Source organism: Wolbachia endosymbiont (group E) of Neria commutata, from assembly GCF_964026735.1.
Classification (GTDB): Bacteria; Pseudomonadota; Alphaproteobacteria; order Rickettsiales; family Anaplasmataceae; genus Wolbachia.
In genome coordinates, this window is sequence record NZ_OZ034692.1 from 991,143 (window position 1) to 1,008,414 (window position 17,272).

General features: G+C 35.2%; 16 protein-coding genes, 1 tRNA gene and 2 pseudogenes. 6 read left to right on the forward strand and 13 right to left on the reverse strand.

Annotated elements, in window-relative coordinates; all coding sequences use genetic code 11:
- Positions 1-1,239, reverse strand: a complete 1,239-nt coding sequence (locus tag AAGD89_RS05260; RefSeq protein ID WP_341808031.1) for a reverse transcriptase domain-containing protein — start codon at positions 1,237-1,239, stop codon at positions 1-3.
- A 434-nt stretch (positions 1,240-1,673) separates the two neighbouring features.
- Between AAGD89_RS05260 and AAGD89_RS05265 the strand changes: the two genes are divergently transcribed.
- Complete coding sequence (locus AAGD89_RS05265) at positions 1,674-2,453, forward strand: hypothetical protein (RefSeq protein WP_341808032.1); 780 nt, start codon at positions 1,674-1,676, stop codon at positions 2,451-2,453.
- Positions 2,454-2,577: 124 nt separating this feature from the next.
- Here AAGD89_RS05265 and AAGD89_RS05270 read toward each other — a convergent pair whose 3' ends face one another.
- The 3 genes from AAGD89_RS05270 to carB all read right to left on the reverse strand — a co-directional run bounded on the left by AAGD89_RS05270 (position 2,578) and on the right by carB (position 7,309).
- Positions 2,578-3,096, reverse strand: a complete 519-nt coding sequence (locus tag AAGD89_RS05270) for a hypothetical protein (RefSeq protein WP_341808033.1) — start codon at positions 3,094-3,096, stop codon at positions 2,578-2,580.
- Positions 3,097-3,170: 74 nt separating this feature from the next.
- Positions 3,171-4,046: a hypothetical protein gene (locus AAGD89_RS05275; protein ID WP_341808034.1), complete on the reverse strand. Its 876-nt coding sequence runs from the start codon at positions 4,044-4,046 to the stop codon at positions 3,171-3,173.
- A gap of 53 nt (positions 4,047-4,099) precedes the next feature.
- Positions 4,100-7,309, reverse strand: a complete 3,210-nt coding sequence (gene carB / locus AAGD89_RS05280) for a carbamoyl-phosphate synthase large subunit (RefSeq protein WP_341808035.1) — start codon at positions 7,307-7,309, stop codon at positions 4,100-4,102.
- A 218-nt stretch (positions 7,310-7,527) separates the two neighbouring features.
- Between carB and AAGD89_RS05285 the strand changes: the two genes are divergently transcribed.
- The gene (locus tag AAGD89_RS05285; protein ID WP_341808036.1) at positions 7,528-8,064 is read left to right on the forward strand and encodes a demethoxyubiquinone hydroxylase family protein; all 537 of its coding nucleotides are present in this window, start codon (positions 7,528-7,530) and stop codon (positions 8,062-8,064) included.
- A 172-nt stretch (positions 8,065-8,236) separates the two neighbouring features.
- A complete protein-coding gene (locus AAGD89_RS05290) occupies positions 8,237-8,611 on the forward strand; it encodes a TrbC/VirB2 family protein (RefSeq protein WP_341808037.1) in 375 nt (124 codons plus the stop codon).
- Between the two features lie 171 nt (positions 8,612-8,782).
- On the opposite strand, the gene AAGD89_RS05295 is transcribed toward AAGD89_RS05290, so the two are convergent.
- The 6 genes and pseudogenes from AAGD89_RS05295 to AAGD89_RS05320 form a co-directional block, all read right to left on the reverse strand.
- Complete coding sequence (locus tag AAGD89_RS05295; protein ID WP_341808038.1) at positions 8,783-9,538, reverse strand: GNAT family N-acetyltransferase; 756 nt, start codon at positions 9,536-9,538, stop codon at positions 8,783-8,785.
- Between the two features lie 147 nt (positions 9,539-9,685).
- Positions 9,686-10,519 (reverse strand): annotated as a pseudogene (locus AAGD89_RS05300) (transposase family protein).
- A 56-nt stretch (positions 10,520-10,575) separates the two neighbouring features.
- Positions 10,576-10,908, reverse strand: a complete 333-nt coding sequence (locus AAGD89_RS05305) for a hypothetical protein (protein WP_341808039.1) — start codon at positions 10,906-10,908, stop codon at positions 10,576-10,578.
- A gap of 189 nt (positions 10,909-11,097) precedes the next feature.
- Positions 11,098-11,604: pseudogene (locus AAGD89_RS05310) on the reverse strand (RDD family protein).
- A gap of 488 nt (positions 11,605-12,092) precedes the next feature.
- Positions 12,093-12,168 (reverse strand) — tRNA-Val (locus tag AAGD89_RS05315).
- 238 nt (positions 12,169-12,406) lie between these two features.
- Positions 12,407-12,682, reverse strand: a complete 276-nt coding sequence (locus AAGD89_RS05320; protein ID WP_341808040.1) for a hypothetical protein — start codon at positions 12,680-12,682, stop codon at positions 12,407-12,409.
- Positions 12,683-12,758: 76 nt separating this feature from the next.
- On the opposite strand from AAGD89_RS05320, the gene AAGD89_RS05325 reads away from it, so the two are divergent.
- From AAGD89_RS05325 to AAGD89_RS07325, 3 genes are read left to right on the forward strand one after another with little or no spacing between them, the layout of a single operon-like run.
- A complete protein-coding gene (locus AAGD89_RS05325) occupies positions 12,759-13,106 on the forward strand; it encodes an IS630 transposase-related protein (protein ID WP_341807926.1) in 348 nt (115 codons plus the stop codon).
- Between the two features lie 56 nt (positions 13,107-13,162).
- Positions 13,163-13,351, forward strand: coding sequence for a hypothetical protein (locus AAGD89_RS05330; protein ID WP_341807927.1), 189 nt, complete (start codon positions 13,163-13,165; stop codon positions 13,349-13,351).
- A gap of 48 nt (positions 13,352-13,399) precedes the next feature.
- Entirely contained in the window at positions 13,400-13,618 is a 219-nt protein-coding gene (locus AAGD89_RS07325; protein ID WP_410541844.1) for a transposase, read from the forward strand.
- On the opposite strand, the gene AAGD89_RS05335 is transcribed toward AAGD89_RS07325, so the two are convergent.
- The 3 genes from AAGD89_RS05335 to typA all read right to left on the reverse strand — a co-directional run bounded on the left by AAGD89_RS05335 (position 13,593) and on the right by typA (position 17,112).
- Positions 13,593-14,480, reverse strand: coding sequence for a hypothetical protein (locus AAGD89_RS05335; protein WP_341808041.1), 888 nt, complete (start codon positions 14,478-14,480; stop codon positions 13,593-13,595). The genes AAGD89_RS07325 and AAGD89_RS05335 overlap by 26 nt on opposite strands.
- A 179-nt stretch (positions 14,481-14,659) precedes the next feature.
- Positions 14,660-15,160 carry a DNA-3-methyladenine glycosylase gene (locus AAGD89_RS05340; RefSeq protein WP_341808042.1) on the reverse strand — a complete coding sequence of 167 codons (501 nt, stop codon included), beginning with the start codon at positions 15,158-15,160 and terminating at the stop codon, positions 14,660-14,662.
- 122 nt (positions 15,161-15,282) lie between these two features.
- Positions 15,283-17,112 carry a translational GTPase TypA gene (gene typA / locus AAGD89_RS05345; RefSeq protein WP_341808043.1) on the reverse strand — a complete coding sequence of 610 codons (1,830 nt, stop codon included), beginning with the start codon at positions 17,110-17,112 and terminating at the stop codon, positions 15,283-15,285.
- Between the last annotated feature and the right edge of the window lie 160 nt (positions 17,113-17,272).

A 17,272-nucleotide genomic window follows, 5' to 3' on the forward strand; every position in this document is an offset into this window, starting at 1 on the left:
TCATTTTACATGCTTTTTAATGTTTTTCATCTGTTTTTTACCTTTTCGCATGGGGTCTACTGCTTCTTGAGGTGCTCCACGCATCCTTCTGATCTCATTTTTAATAACCAGTGTATGCTTCTTAATTGAGTTACGGCTTGGTTTAGTTAGCAACGTATATCCTCTCTTATATTGTTTTTTGGGATATTGTCGTATTGTAAATCCAAGAAAGTCGAAACCTGGTTTTTTGTTCTTAAGAGGGTTTAACAAGTGGGAAATTTGCGTTTTTGATGGCTTTAATTCTAATCCGATAGTTTTTAACCATTCTTTAATTAGAATTTCTGCCTTACGGATAACTTCCTCATCTTTATGTAATACCACAAAATCATCGGCGTAAGTTATTACGCTAATAGATCTTTTAATTACTTCTCTGTAAGTCTTACCCTGTCTATTTTTCTTGAATGTACTTTGTATATCTCTTGCAATTGAATCCTTCAAATGTTCTTCTAAACCATATAAAGCAATACAAGCCAGTAAAGGAGAAATTGTTCCTCCTTGGATTGTACCGCTTTCAGTTGGTTTAAATATTTCATTTTCCATAACACCTGCTCTCAACCATCCTTTTATGATTTTCCTTAGATTTGGTGTGGTATTGAGTTTTTTCAGCAACGCATTATGGTTAATATTATCATAGAATCCAGATATATCGGCATCTAAAACAAATGCTGTCTTTCTTCTGAATATTTGAAATATGGCTTCAATTGCATCATGACAAGATCGACCTGGTCTAAAACCATACGTGTTTGGCTCAAATTTAGCTTCCCATTCTGGTTCTAGTGCCTTAGTAACAAGTGTCTGTTTCGCCCGCTCTGAAATAGTGGGTATGCCTAACGGCCTTTTCTCAGCTTTTCCAGGCTTCAAAATCCAAACACGTCTTGATGGTTTGGCTTTTTCCTTTATATCTAAAGAATATGCTAATTGCAGTCTTTCTTTTTCCTTAAGGTTAGCTTTTCCATCAATTCCTGCAGTCTTCTTACCCCTGTTATCCCGAGTTACTCTTCTAACAGATAGCAATTTAGCACTTGTTGATCTGAGTAATAGTCTCTGAAGGTTGTGCACCTTTTTGATATCATTACTTTTAGAAGCTCGGTAAATTCGTTTTTGTAGCTTGAACACATATTTCTCTAGCTTACGCCAAGGAATTGTGTCCCATTCATACCTAACATTTAGTTGGCCCATAACATATTCACTACTATTCACAACTTTACCCTCCAAATACAGTGTCTACGTCTGCGTATCCTAAGCATTACCTTAGGCATTAGCTTCTTAGACAATCCCTCCACACAGAAGCTTGCGGTTGGCTACCTACTTAATTATCCTTATAAAGAATAAGTAAGAGCTTCCATGTGGTTACTCCGTTCCATAAAACCGTTTCGCGTTAGACTTAGGTCCTTACTATTTGCCGGGAAATCGGAAACATCTTGATTAGACTAATTAACTCTAATCATCCATTTTTCCGTACCTTATTGGTCTATACGTATCAACCTTATTTCGCATATAAACATTACGACAATTCAGACATAAGTTTCTCTCGTAACCATATCTAACTCTTCTTGGGAGGGATTTATCACAAGATTAGATATTACTCCCTTTTTACCCATGCTTGCATCCTAAGGGGTTGCCAATTCCTTAAAATGTGGGTAACGATTTCAACCAGATGTTATGGTGGATGGAATTTAACCATCACGATTTCACGACATCGGAACCGCACCAAAAAAGTATTAACAGGAATAGGCGAGGCAGGTGCTCCTGGATTAGTAACAGGAGTAGATGAACTGACTAGCAGATTTTCTGGGAAATCGTCCGAGGAAAAGAAATCAGTATTAGAAACGACTAGTGAAGAGCTTATAGACTTAGCAATCAGATCAGCTGAAAAAGCAAAAGCTGGAGCAGAAAAAATTGACGAAGGATTACTAAAGAATGATTTGGGGGAAATGTTAGAGGGTGCAAAAAGATTAGAAAATACTCATGGAGAAATTGTAGTAAAGGATGTTATTAATTCTTCTAAAGGAGAATTTAAAACGTTAATAGAAGCTCTTAATCGCAGTTCTCGAACAGCAGGACAAGGGGAAGATATTGAAAAAGCTATACAGAAAGGAGATGTAAAAGGACTATTCGAAGGAATAAAGTCGTTAGACAAGGTTTCCCCATTTATGCACGATCTTGCTCTCGAAGCCACTAAAAAAGTATTTGTAAAAATGGTCGAAAGACTTAATGAATTCAGCGATGAATTAACAAATATAGCAAGTAAATTGGAGAAAGATATAAGGGAAGGAGATAATTTAGATAAAATAATAAAGGGTATAGAAGAATTGAAGCAAATTGATCCTGAAGATACAAAGTTAATGAATGATCAACACTCTCCTACATCTGAAGATGATATTGAGCTACACAGTGAGTTCATATTTTTTTAATATCTGTACATACTTGGGCCGCGGTTTACCCGCGGTATCTCAGCCGCTAACAAGCAGCAAGATGATGGTTTGTTATAGCATAGGAATGGCGTAAAACCTACACTCGTCACAACATTCAACTTACTTAAGGAGCACTACAACCAGTAGAAAATTTTGCACAACCTCCAAACATTGCTTTTACTTTTTCAAAGTAAGTAGAAGGTTCTGCAGGAATTTCTACATCATCTATCACAGCGCTTATTGCTTCTTTTATATCACCATCTGTAATTAATTCTTTTAATTTCTGCTTTATAGACCCTCTTCCAACCTCTTGCCCATACCTATTATAGTAATCTACATACAGCTTGTTAAAGACAAATTGCTTTGCTTCTTTCATTGATTCATCGATGCTATCCTTTACTTCAGGGTCTATATCACCTTCAGAATAGAAATTATTAAAATTGTCCTTTAAAACCTTCAGCTTTTTACCTTTATAGTTCCTTAGGAATTCTTCTGTAATGCTTGGCATTCTTTCGTATACTTGAGAATTCACTTCAACTGTAAAGTTGTTTTTTGCTTCTAAACAACTAAGCGAGTAAATTATACGATTAAACATTCCTAGATGACATGCACCATTTCCCTCTTGTAAACGCATTAGCAACATACACTTTAGTAAGTCTACATCTAATTTTTGATTCTTAGCTGCAGCTAAAACTAAGTTTGCAGCTTGTGTGAGTGTTAATTTAGTTTTTGATTCACTATAAGCTGCTTTATTAGAGCCGTTAAAGTTAAGATAAAGTTTAACAACTCTTTCTGCGCAGCTGTAAGCTCACTTGAATCATTTATGTGATTTTCAAACTCTTTATTCAGTACATTTGGCTGAGCACCAAATTTTTGCTTTAGATCTTGAGCACATTGGACAATACTGTGTTCAAAACTACTCGTATGAACACTTTGACCGCCAGTTCCTACATCGCTCACGTTGAATAAAAAACTAAGTTGTTTAACATTCAAGCCCAAAGGTGAAAAGAGTTTTATTAGTGGGTATTTTATCAGCTCAAGAATTGCTACTGGAATTATTAATATAGAGTGTACTACCATAAGAGATATTATTATTCTCCCATCTTGTGCATATTCTGAAGTCATACTATTTGATACCTGTGACGCAAGATATAAAAATGGGAATTGAATGCAGTATATTGAATGTATTAAAAAAAATAAAATTTTATCTTTTAATCCTATTGTTGGATCTTTATATACTTCAGAAAAATTGAAATCATTACTTTCACTTTTAAATGATTGATAATTACAAGAAATTTTTGCTGCAAAATAGGAGCATATAAGATGTATCCCAATAATTAAAAGAGAAGTAATAATTACTATAAGAGGAGTAACAACTTCAGCAGCAATGAATACTAATATTACACTAGCAGTTTTTGCAAGTACAAAATTGTATATTACATTATAAAGCAGTCCATAAAAGTAATATAAGTAAAACAAAGCGTAAAGAGCTGCAAAAAACAGTAAAATATACCCACAAACAATTAGAATTTTTTTAACCTTGGATTCATAGGCCTCACCTAATGATCTATCAATACAGGCTATTTTAGGCATAAAAGTTAAAGATGGCAAGTCTTTATATTAACAGTGGCAATAAATTATGTTTTCTATCTGAAATATTCCTGTAATGACTTAACTTCCAGCTTATTGATTTTTATGTACTCAATTGCAAGAACTAATGCTTTACTTCCAGAAGCTGTGGTACTGTAAGCTATATTTTGCAAAATAGCAGCTCTCCTGATGTCTTTGCTATCTGATACTGATTTTACACCCTTTGAAGTGTTAATTACTAAATTTATTTTCCCATCTTTTATCATGTCAACTATGTGCGGCCTTCCTTCTCTCACTTTATTTACCGCTTTTGCAGGAATACCATTATTGTTTAAATATAAAGTAGTGCCTTTTGTCGCATATATTTCAAAACTCAGCTCTTTTAACATTTCTGCAACTGGTAATATGTACTCCTTATCATCACCTTTTACTGAAATCAGAGCTGCTCCTTCGGTTGGTAATTTATATCCTGCAGCCATGTGTGCTTTTGCAAGTGCAGCTTCAAATGATGAGTCAATACCCATCACTTCTCCTGTTGATTTCATTTCAGGCCCAAGTAAAGTATCAACTCCTGCAAAGCGGGTGAATGGAAAAACAGCAGCTTTAACTGCAAAGTGACCGAAAGGTTTATTTTCCTGGTTTAATTTCTTACCCAAAATAACTTGAGTGGCAAGTTTTGCAATCGGAATGTTAATTACTTTGGAAATAAAAGGAATGGTTCGGCTAGCTCGTAAATTTACTTCAAGTATGTACACATCGTTCTCTTGAACAGCAAACTGAATGTTTATTAAGCCGACTACTTTTAATGCAAGAGCTATTTTTTCAGTTTGTAGCTTGATCTCTTCTATAATTTCACTACTTAATGTATTTGTCGGTATTGAACATGTTGAATCACCAGAGTGAATTCCTGCCTCTTCAATATGCTCCATAACTGCTGCGATGAATACTTTTTCTCCGTCGCATATAGCATCAACATCAACCTCAACTGCATTGACTAAAAACTTATCAAGAAGCAGCGAACCATGCTCAAAGATTTTAGTTTGATCAAGTACGTACTCTTTGAAGCTATCAATATCATGCCGAATTGACATAGACTGACCACCAAGGACATAGGATGGCCTGACCACCAATGGAAATCCCACTTTTTCTGCATTGACTAATGCTTCTTCTACTGAATGACAGATAGAGTTTTCAGGTTGTTTTAAATTCAACTCCAAAGCAAGATTTTTAAACTTCATACGATCTTCTGCAAGATCTATAGAATCAAAAGAGGTACCCAAAATATTAAAACCTCGTTCATTCAGCACTTTTGCTAATTTCAAAGGCGTTTGACCACCAATTTGAACAATCACCCCAACCAGCGTACCATTTTCTTGCTCTTTATTTAGTATCTCCAGAACATCCTCTACAACTAGCGGCGCAAAATACAAGCGATCAGCGGTATCATAATCAGTTGAAACAGTTTCAGGATTACAGTTAATCATTATTGTTTCATATCCCATTTCCTTGGCAGCAGAAACTGCATGCACACATGCATAGTCAAACTCTATTCCTTGCCCAATTCTGTTTGGACCACTACCTAAAATTACAACTTTTTTTCTGCCTGTAACATTTGCTTCGCATTCTTCACCTTCATAGCATCCATACATATAAGCAGTGCTAGATTCAAATTCAGCTGCACAGGTGTCCACACGCTTATAAACTTGTTTGATGCCAAATTTTTTCCTAACATTCTCGACTTGTTCGGCTTTTTTATTACTCAATTTTGCAAGCCTTGCATCCGAAAATCCCATCTTTTTTAGCTCTAACATTTTATATGCAGTCTCAGGAAGACCATTCTCCTTGATCTTTTGCTCAGCTAAGATAATTTGCTGTATATTTTGCAAAAACCACAAGTCATAACCTGTAATTGAATTTATTTCTTCTATGCTAATTCCGTGACGCATTGCATCAGCAGCAATTAACAACCTATTTGGCAGCAATTTTGCCAATTGAGATTTTATGTGATCAATATCAGTGTTTTCAGGAAACACTTCATCAAGTCCAGTGAGCCCTGTTTCAAGTGAGCGGAAAGCTTTCTGCAGTGATTCATTAAAAGTGCGGCCTATCGACATAACTTCCCCCACTGACTTCATGGAAGTTGATAATTCACAGTTTGTTCCCTTAAATTTTTCAAACTCAAATCGAGGAATTTTAGTGACGATGTAATCGATCACAGGTTCGAATGCTGCTGGTATTATTGGAGCACAATCATTGCGTATTTCATCAAGTGAATAGCCGATAGCAAGCTTAGTTGCAATTTTTGCAATAGGATAGCCTGTGGCTTTCGAAGCAAGTGCAGAAGAGCGGGAGACCCTTGGATTCATTTCAATTACAACAAGGCTTCCATCTTCTTTAGGATTCACTGCAAATTGCACATTTGCACCACCGGCACTAACACCAATTTCCCTCAGCACTGCTATAGACGCATTTCTCATTTGCTGGTATTCCGCATCGCGCAAAGTCAAAGCAGGTGCAACTGTAATGCTATCCCCTGTGTGAACTCCCATTGGATCAACGTTTTCTATTGAACACACTATTATGCAATTATCTTTACAGTCACGTATGACTTCCATTTCGTATTCTTTCCAGCCGATAATTGACTCATCTATCTGAATTTCATTTATTGGTGAAATTTTGAGAGCACTTTCTGCAATATTAAAAAATTCCTCTTTATTGTACGCTATACCACTACCTGCACCGCCAAGGGTGAATGATGAGCGGATGATTGCAGGTAATCCAACGTAATCCAATGCTTCTTTTATTTGTTCTTGATTTTTTATAATGATGCTTTTGGGGTATTTCAGCCCTATTTTATCCATGGATTGGCGAAATAACTCTCTATCTTCCGCTTTTTTAATTGCCTCTCTATTTACACCGATTAGTTTTACACCATATGTATCTAACACTCCATCATCTGCAAGTTTCATTGCACAATTGAGTGCAGTTTGTCCACCCATCGTTGGCAATATTGCATCTGGCCTTTCCTTAATGATAATTTTTTCTATGATTTCAGGCAGCACTGGCTCAATATAAGTGACATCGGAAAACTCAGGGTCTGTCATTATAGTTGCGGGATTTGAATTCACTAAAATAACTTTATAACCTTCACTTTTTAATACTTTACAGCTTTGAGTTCCTGAATAATCAAACTCGCATCCTTGACCTATAACTATTGGTCCTGCTCCTATTACTAATATAGATTCTATATCTGTGCGTTTTGGCATAATTACAATAACATTTCTATTTAAATAATGTTATCAGTCTTTCGTATGTATGTGAATTCTTATTGACCAGGCCTCTTAATATAAACTTCAACTATGGCTTAGAAAGCCAACACAATATTAGATCTCTTTCCTATAGCTAGATGGAATTTTATTTATTCTATAATATGTTTATTTATAGTAATACTGATACATAGTAAACACAATAAGTAGAGGGAATATTGGAAAAAGAAAACTGCAACATTAATAAATTAAAAGGAAATTTTTTAGAACAAGCAATAAGAGTCAATCATGCTGGAGAGTATGGGGCTATTTGTATTTATTCCGGTCAAAAATTTATTCTCAAAAAATCTTCTATAATTAATGAGATAATTGAAATGGAAGAGCAGGAAAAAAAACATTTTCATTATTTTAATGAGAAAATCAAAGAACAAAAAATTCGTCCCACTGCTTTGTTGCCAATTTGGCATGTTTTAGGAGTGTCACTTGGTATTGCAACTGCAGTTATGGGTGAAAAAGCTGCTATGGCTTGTACCGCTGCAGTTGAGGAAGTGATAGGAGAGCATTATAAAGAGCAAGTTTCACATCTGGAAGATGGGGAGTTAAAAGAGACAGTAAGTAAATTTCGCGATGAGGAATTGGAGCACCGAGATATTGCAATTGAACATAACGCTGAAAATGCTTTTTGTTATAACGCCTTGTCTTCATTTATAAAAACAGGTTGCAAAGCTGCTATTTACCTATCTAAGTTGATTTAACTAACATACTCTGAACTGTACATTTAAAGCAGGACCTTGAAATTACTAGTAATAAATTGTCAGCGTTCGCTACTTGAATGGCAGAAGCAACAAATTAAAGCTCCTATTATTTACTTAAATTTAATCAAAGTGAAAGATAATCATCTGTGAAACAGAAATTATCGGAGGCATAATGATAAAATTTTTAAACGTTCTAATTGTAACCTTGATTTTCTCCTTTGCATTTGATGCAAATGCTGATGAAACGGCAGGAGTGATATGTAAAATAGTAGACTATACCCATAGTATAGGTGGCCCGATGATCACAATAGTGATAATTGGTGCAGCAATGCTTGCGATATTTGGCAGAATGCCATGGCCAGCACTTTTTGCACTTGGTGCATTTACTGCTGTGTTTTTCGGTGCACCTAAAATTGTTTCAACAATAGCGCCAGGTGTAGCTGGAGCTTGTCTGCACTGTAGTTCTAATCAAGAAATGGTAGGTACCGTGTGTAAGGACAAATGTGGTGTCGGTCAAACACGTCAATCGAATGGAACTTGTGCATAAGAATACTGGTATGAGAAAAGTGCGCTTCTCTTTAGGCGCACCTTTTTCTCATTACATAATAAACCTTCGTTGAAATTTTCTTTGCTTGAATTGCTCATATATAGTACCTCCCAATACAAATGATAAACCTCCATAATCACCTTTCCGACCAGAAGTTGTAGATTTTTATATTTAGCCCTTCCATTCAAAACATTCAAATTGGCCAAATGTCTGAAATCCTAAACGTTCGTAGATTCGATATCCCGAATCACTTGAAGCAGAGAGAGTTACATATCTTGCACCATTTCTTTTAGCAGTATTCATGAGATAAATCATCATCTGTGTTCCATACCCAAGGCATCTTTTATTCTCTTGCGTTATCAGACTAAAGATTCCAGCTGTGTCATTGTGACTAAATAAAATAGAAATTATAACAGGAACATCATTCTCATACCCAACAAACAGTTTTTCTTGTTTATTTAACATTGGCTCTTCAAATTTTTCATAAAAATCACACGCTGTTACATCATAAAGTTCAATCACTTGAATAAAATGTGTAAGCTGACGTGAGTTTAATACCTGTGCTATTCTAAGCTGATTAGTATCATATTTATTATCCTCATAATTAGTTAAGTCGCACAACATGGCGTGTTCTGTGGCCTCAATTATAAAACCGCATTCCAGCAATTTTTTACTCAATACTTCTGATAAAGCAGATGGGCTAATCGACCAGGCAAAAGGTTGGCCTTTAAATTCATTTATTACATTTTGAATTGTTCGATTAAAATTATCTTGCTCTATAGGGATGCCACAGACAATATTGAACATTGAAGATCCTAAACCACAGTTAATGATTGTAAGATCCTGATCTGTTTTTACACTGAATTTTGCAGCTTCAGGAAGATACTTAAAGTGACCAAAGATATTCTGTTCAATTTTTTCTATCATAAATCTTCACTACCTTCCTTTTTATCCGGCAAAAACCCACCAACTTGTGCATCCCATAATTTTTTGCACATTCCATGAGACCCCCTGCGAAACAACGTGAAGCAAGTTGCTGATAAAATCTGGTAGAAATCCCCAGCCCAAAAATTATTAAAAACTATGCCTCAAATTCACAATTCCTGCTATAATATTGAATCTCATATTGTATTTCTTCTGAAAATTGCGGTAAATATTTGACATTATTTTGAAGATTTTTATCTCGCGTATCTTATTTTCCACCCGCATCCTGAACGATGCCAATTTTCGATTATGCTCCTTTTGCCCCTCCGTTAGTGGCTTTTTACGGTATTTTTTGTACGGAATCACAACGTTTTTCTGCAGTTTTTGCCAACCTTGATACCCAGAATCAGCATATTTTATGCTATCTTTGGCCAACAATTTTTCCTATTTTCTTATGCGAAAATCGTGAATTCGGCCTCGATGTGATCTTGAAACAGACAGAATTTGCCCATTTCCCTCAATCACAATTTCGGTTTTTATTGTGGTCATTTTTTTCTTTCTGGAATAAGATTTTTTACGTTTTTTGCTGTCTTTCGGCCGCTGTATCGGTTGCTCCGTAACGTCTGCTAAAATTTTTAAAATCCTTTCTGGCGTCAGCGTTCTATCCTTTTTTATAGTAATTTTTTTGGCCAATAATGGCTACATTTTCTTAAAAAGTCGGCAAATATTTGAGTTGTGCAAATTAAACAAAAACCCTAAAAATGGATGCGTTATGTACGTTCTGTAATAAATTAGAACACATAAAATCCTGTCTTCTAGCTCCTCAACATGCGATTTTCTTCCGTGACATTTCTTTTTCGCCTCCATTTTTTCCCACTCTGGACGCATTTTTGCCACAATTTTTTCAAATTCTTCTGTTGTGAGCCCTGTCAATTGTCTAAAAATATATGGTGTTCTTGCTATTTTTACGTAACTTATTGCCATCTTCCCTCTCCTAAAACTTTCATTTTACATGCTTTTTAGTCGTTTTTACCTACTTTCTACCTTTTCGCAGGGGGTCTAAGGATGTACCCACCAAACTCACTAACGGCATATTTACCAAATTCAACAATACCATAACCTTCAGCCAAACCTGCTAATGTACCCCTGACACCTAACACGCGAAATACATCTAACATGCTTTTGGCATATTGTACCACTCGCTTTGAGCGATGAGGTTTAACTATATCATTTTTACTTATACTGATTATTAACCCACCAATTTCTATACTAGCTTTATCACTAATATTTCTTTGCTTTAAAACATCGTTCCGTAACAACTGAACAACATCATCTTCCATAGTTGCAGCACTACTTAACTGCTCCTGATTCACACCTATTTCACCCTCCTCAAATGTAATTAATAAATTATCGTCACTATGAAGCTAAATGGTTATAAAAATTTACTCACACACCAAAATATGGTCTTGTTTTTAACACATGTGTTTTTAGTGTCAACAATCTTTTTAGGTGAATTTGATATGAATTAAAAATTCAATGAAAGGGAGAGGTCAAGTAAACAACTAGCTTGCAGGTTTACAGTCTATTACTATTGTGTTTACAATCTTATCATGAAAAAACTGCTTTCGTTTGTCAAATACTGCAAGTATTATCAAAATTATTAAAGCTCCCGACCACCATGTTGAGAGGTATATGATGAGTAATCCAACTTTTCTAATAACACATCTAATGGTTGCTTGCATTAAAGAAACATTTTCAAGTGTATTTGCATCTTTTACGCGTATACCACATAGCAATTTTCCTGGAGTCCAACCAAATTTTGTTATCATCAATGTTTCCAATACTACGAACAGTAATGTTTCTAATGATTAACATGGCACTGACATAAAAACTGAATCAGTACCAGAAAAGGCACCACTAAAAAAGTCAGCAAGAGATTCTCCTGATAATATGAACAAAATTAATAAATAAAATAATGCATAAAAGAGCAGAGATATCACTGCATCAACAAAATATGCTATAACACGCCTAGTTATTCCTGCATAATTTACTTTAATATCCATTTTCATACCTCACATGATTATGTAATGTATCGTGTTAGCAATTAAATAATAGTAAAATTGGTTTGCTGTTTGAATTAACCACAAAAGGAAAATTATGGACGTATAGTAAATCTTCATATATTTTAAGTTGAAATGATACGAATAGCACTGCTTGGTGGGAGCATAATGACTGCTCAGAGTAGATAAGGGTAGTTGGCTAAAATCCATTTTTCTCACATTTATCTACATTCATGTAGAAAACATATCTCTCTCCAGCATCACACAAAATTTAATTGTTTACTTCTCTTTACTCTTTGATTTTCTCAAAAAAGGGCAAAAACCCCCTATATTGCAGAGAAACAGAGAGCTTTATTAACAGATTATGTAATAATTAGTGCTTTTATAGAAAGGAATTTGAAATAAAATACCCTGTTTATTCAAGCTTAAATCTGGCTATTTTAGTTGGTTTTGTGTCATGCTAGATTTAGTATATAAATAAGTTTATAAATATACCTTGGTGGGCGATGACAGACTTGAACTGCCGACCTCCTCGGTGTAAACGAGATGCTCTACCAGCTGAGCTAATCGCCCATAACAATGTAATCCTATCGTTGAATATTATAATTGTAAATAAAAAATAGAAAATATATAGCTAATAAAATAAGCTTTCCCCCAATAATGTAGTACTTTTCAGAGCAAATAATAAGTGTATAATATACTTTTATCATGTGAGTAGGCAGTGGTACATCTACACGAAAGTAACGGTAAAGTTAATAATGGCCATGCTTTCTGCTACAACCTTAGCTTATAAAGTGGAGAACTTAAAATGCTATATTCTATATCGATGGCCTTCTGCTATGCCGCATTCAATACGAACTGAATTTACTTTAGAAGCAGGTATTTTAGGCGAATCATGCTTTCTTCTTAATATTTCCATTTTTGTATCAGATTCATAACCAGATTCACACCCAGAATCATAACCTATTTCATATTTCTGTTTTATTTGTTTTACACTTAAGCTAGTCTCAGACTTAATTTTTCTCGTATTAGTTTGCTGTTGATCTACTGTAGAGTTTTGTCCCTCTTTAATTGACTGCTCATACATGCTTACTCTTTCTTTATAGTACTTTCCAAAGCAAATGATAACTGTATAATGACCATTTAGGCATGTAGGAAAAGTGGTGGTATACAGTGTTGATTTAAGAGAGAAAGCAGTATCTTTGGTTAAAAAAGGAAAGCCAAAGGAAGAGGTTGCAGAACTTTTGGAGATAGGAATAGCAACGTTATACAGATGGCTAAAAAAGAAGGCTGCAGGTGAGAGCTTAAAACCAGCAAAAATGAGTGGTTTTATAAGAAAAATAGATCCAAAAATGCTGAAAGAGTATGTTAAAAAACACCCAGATCAGACGCTAATGGAGATGAAACAAAACCTAGGATTTGGGATAAATTCGATCTGGTATAGGCTGAAGCAGTTAAAATCACAAGAAAAAAAAGACCACGCTTTACCGAGAGCGGAACCACGAAGATAGGCAAAAATTTGTCGAAAAAGTTGCCAAAATAGACCATGAAAGCATTGTGTATATAGATGAAGCAGGAGTCGATAATAGGCTATACCCAGAATATGGAAGAGCTCCACGAGGGGGAGAAAATTTATGCAGACATTACGGGCAAAAAACGCGAGAGAATCAGTATGACAGGTGGGTGGATTAAGAAAAATTTTATTGCGCCCATGACCTTCACTGGAGGGTGCGATAAGGATGTATTCAATGCGTAGCTGGAGCAAATATTGCTACCAAAGTTGCCTGTTGGTACAACTATAATTATGGATAATGCTGCTTTTCATAAAACCGCTAAAACAAGGGAATTAATAGAATCTATAGGTTGCTATTTGCTCTATCTTCCTACGTACTCACCAGATCTGAATCCAATTGAGCATTGCTGGCATACGATTAAAAGCTGGCTCAGGACTCGCATGCATCAGCAGGATAATCTACACCTTTTGGTTGGTAAGGCGATTATGGAAGTTTATCACTTGTATTAGAAAGTACTATAATCAGCCCTTCTTTAAGATAAATGCCAGCAACAGCGTGTTTTGTTAATTTTTCCATTGACTTATGACTCTTTCTGCAATTTTCTGTTCCATTTGCTTTTTTCTCTCTTGCTTCTCTTTTTGCTGCAAAATTTACTTTGGCATAAATAGGTTCAATAGTTTCTTTTGGTTCTTTCTGCTGCTGTAAGACAACAGGCTTTTCTTGCTCTGAAAGATCATCTATAGTAGCATACAGAGATTCTTGTGATGTACTCAAATAACCACTGTCGTCTAGTGAACCATGAGCCACAAAATCTTCTATTTCAGAGTAAATAGGTTCTTCAGTATTGTGTGATTCATACTCACTTGATTTATATTCAAAAGTTCTAGGAGGCTTTTTAGGTGGCTGTGAAGAGTCTCTTATACTTTGTGTTATATTTAGTTCAATATTTAGGTCATCTGTTGAATAATATTCTGCACCTTCGCTCAATAACAATTGTATTATTGGATGGAGCACTATTTTTCCTGGTAGGTTTTTTGCAGTTTCTAGTTTTAAATCTTTTGAGGTTGCCAAGTTTTCCACTGCATGCGTTATAATGTTCTTTCCATTTTCATCAACTGAGTGAATATTAGCGCCAGAATTAATAAGCACACTCGTCATTTCACAATTAAGGTTCTTTGCAGCATATTTTAGAGCATGATCCAAAGATTGGTTATTGTTTATATCAAAGGATCTTGCATTGCTAAAAGGATTAATTGCTAAAAAGAAATTCTTAAAAGACTTTAATGTTTTATCAAAAGCTAGGGCGAGTGTTACACTTTTAATATCGTTATTTTTGGCAGAGCTAATTAAAAATTTACTTATTATACCCATAATTACACCTCACTGTAAAAATCAATTAAGCTATTTATGGTATAACCTTAAAGCATGATGGTTGATTTTTTATTAAACTTAATTTAGTAACAAAACACACAACTGTTATTGATCAGAAGTTTACATTCCTCTGCTATAATGTTCATTTGTTTTTTCCGGCCGTTTTTCTGAAAATTTCTTTACACCACCAAGAATCGCCAAAATTTCTCTTGACCCTTGTTAATTCCTATCCTTGGAGTGCAAATATAATCCGGTTTGAAGTCAGATTTATAAACGCAAAATTCATTATTTATCGTTAAATCTTGCTTATTATGTTCTGTTGTAATATTTAATCTTTTGCATAATATCCCTGGTCCATCTAATTTTGTTTCAAGCGGTTCAACAAGCCTCAATCCTCGTATTAACACAGCTGCTGGATATCCTTCTTCTTCCGTTACAATATTTAAACAGTAATACATTCCATATATAAAATATACATATGAAAGCCCTGGCATACCAAACATTACTGAGGTTCGATTAGTATAGCCTTTTGCTGCATGGCATGCTGGATCATCTATTCCTATATAAGCTTCAACTTCAGTTATTATTCCACTAAAGTTAGAAAATTTGAGAATTTTTCCTAATAACTCTCCAGCTACAGTTAAGGTAGGACGTTTATAAAAATCTCTTGGCAATATCATACTACCATGTTATCCATAAAGAGGTTATCCTTGCTAACTTTTCTAACCATTAAAAAAACTTCTATCTTACATTGAAACCAAGATATAAAATAGGTTGTTCTTGTGGGCTACTAATTAAGAATCTATTCTTTATTTTTTGCCCTTCCTGCACGTTTACGTTCATTCGGATCGAGAAATTTCTTGCGTAAACGTATAGATTTTGGAGTTACTTCCACCAACTCATCATCATCTATATATGCTATCATATCCTCCAAAGTCATTATTTTCGGTGGTGTGAGTTTTATAGCCTCATCACTACCTGATGCTCTTACATTTGTTAATTGTTTACCTTTTAGCACGTTGATTTCCAGGTCATTATCACGACTATGCTGACCTACAATCATTCCGCCATATACCTTGTCTTGAGGTTTAATGAACATGATTCCTCTGTCTTGCAAATTGAAAATTGCATATGCTACAGCTTCACCTTTATCAGTGGAAATTAATACACCATTGCGTCTTCCAGAAATTGGGCCCTTATGTGGAGCATAACTATGAAATAAACGGTTGATTATGCCTGTACCTCGAGAATCAGTCAAAAATTCCCCTTGATAACCAATTAATCCTCTTGATGGCACCAAAAAAGTTAATCTTGTCCTGCCGTTACCAGAAGGTCTCATGTCCGTGACTTCACCTTTACGGAAGCTGAGTTTTTCCATGATGATGCCACTATATTCTTCATCCACATCAATGACTACTTCCTCTATAGGTTCAAGTTTTTTACCACCTTCTTCTTTAAATAACACTCGAGGACGTGATACCGAAAGCTCAAATCCCTCCCTTCTCATATTTTCAATTAACACTCCAAGCTGCAACTCACCACGTCCACCAACTTCAAATGCGTCACCACTTGTGGCAGGAGTCACAGTAATTGCAACATTTGTTTCTGCCTCTGCATATAAGCGATCTTTTATAACAGTTGAAGTGAGCTTCGTACCTTCTTGTCCAGCAAAAGGTGAATCATTCACACTCAAAGTGATCGCCATTGTTGGCGGATCAACAGGAGTTGAACTTATAGCAGTTGTCATTTCTGGCACGCAAATGGTATCTGAAACCGAAGCTTTTTCAAGCCCTGCAATTGCAATTATATCTCCAGCTACTGCCTCTTCTACTGCAATACGTTTCAAACCAGAAAAAGAGAGCAATTTAGTTAATCTTCCTCGTTCGATTATTTTACCATCAAGATCAAGCACCTTAAGATCTGAGTTGACTTTTGCAACACCTTGATAAACCTTTCCTGTTAATATTCTTCCAAGAAATTTATCAGATTCAAGTAAAGTGACAAGCATAGCAAAAGGTGCATTCTGATCATAAACAGCTGGCTTTATATAATCTATAACTGTTGAAAATAATGGGCTCAAATCCTTTCTTTCATCTGTAAGCTCCTTAGCACACCAACCATTTCTACCTGAAGCATATAATACTGGAAAATCTAGCTGTTCATTAGTTGCATCTAAGTTGAAAAATAATTCATATATTTCATTTAATACCTCATCAATCCTGCTATCTGGCCTATCAACCTTGTTAATTATCACAATTGGCTTTAAATTCGCCTTTAGCGCTTTTGCAAGCACAAATTTTGTTTGCGGCATTGGACCTTCTGCAGCATCAACCAGCAATAACACACCATCTGCCATGCAGAGCACCCTTTCCACTTCTCCACCAAAGTCTGCGTGCCCTGGTGTATCAATAATATTGATTTTTTCGTCACCCCACATTATTGATGTGCATTTTGCAAGTATTGTAATTCCGCGTTCGCGCTCCTGATCTCCGCTGTCCATAACTCGTTCTTGAACTTCCTGATTTTCACGAAATGTACCACTTTGTTTTAACATGTTATCAAGCAAAGTAGTTTTGCCATGGTCAACATGTGCAATTATTGCAATATTACGGATTGATTTAAATTCGGTCATTTTTTATTATTTCAAAATTAATTTAGTAATAAGTATACATATAATATACTCAGAGTAAATAACTGATTAGTTAAGTGTCAGGTAATATATAGCTAAAATAGATAAGGTTTACTATTTTTCTGTTTCCTATATCATAGGATACAGTTTAAAGAAAATTTCT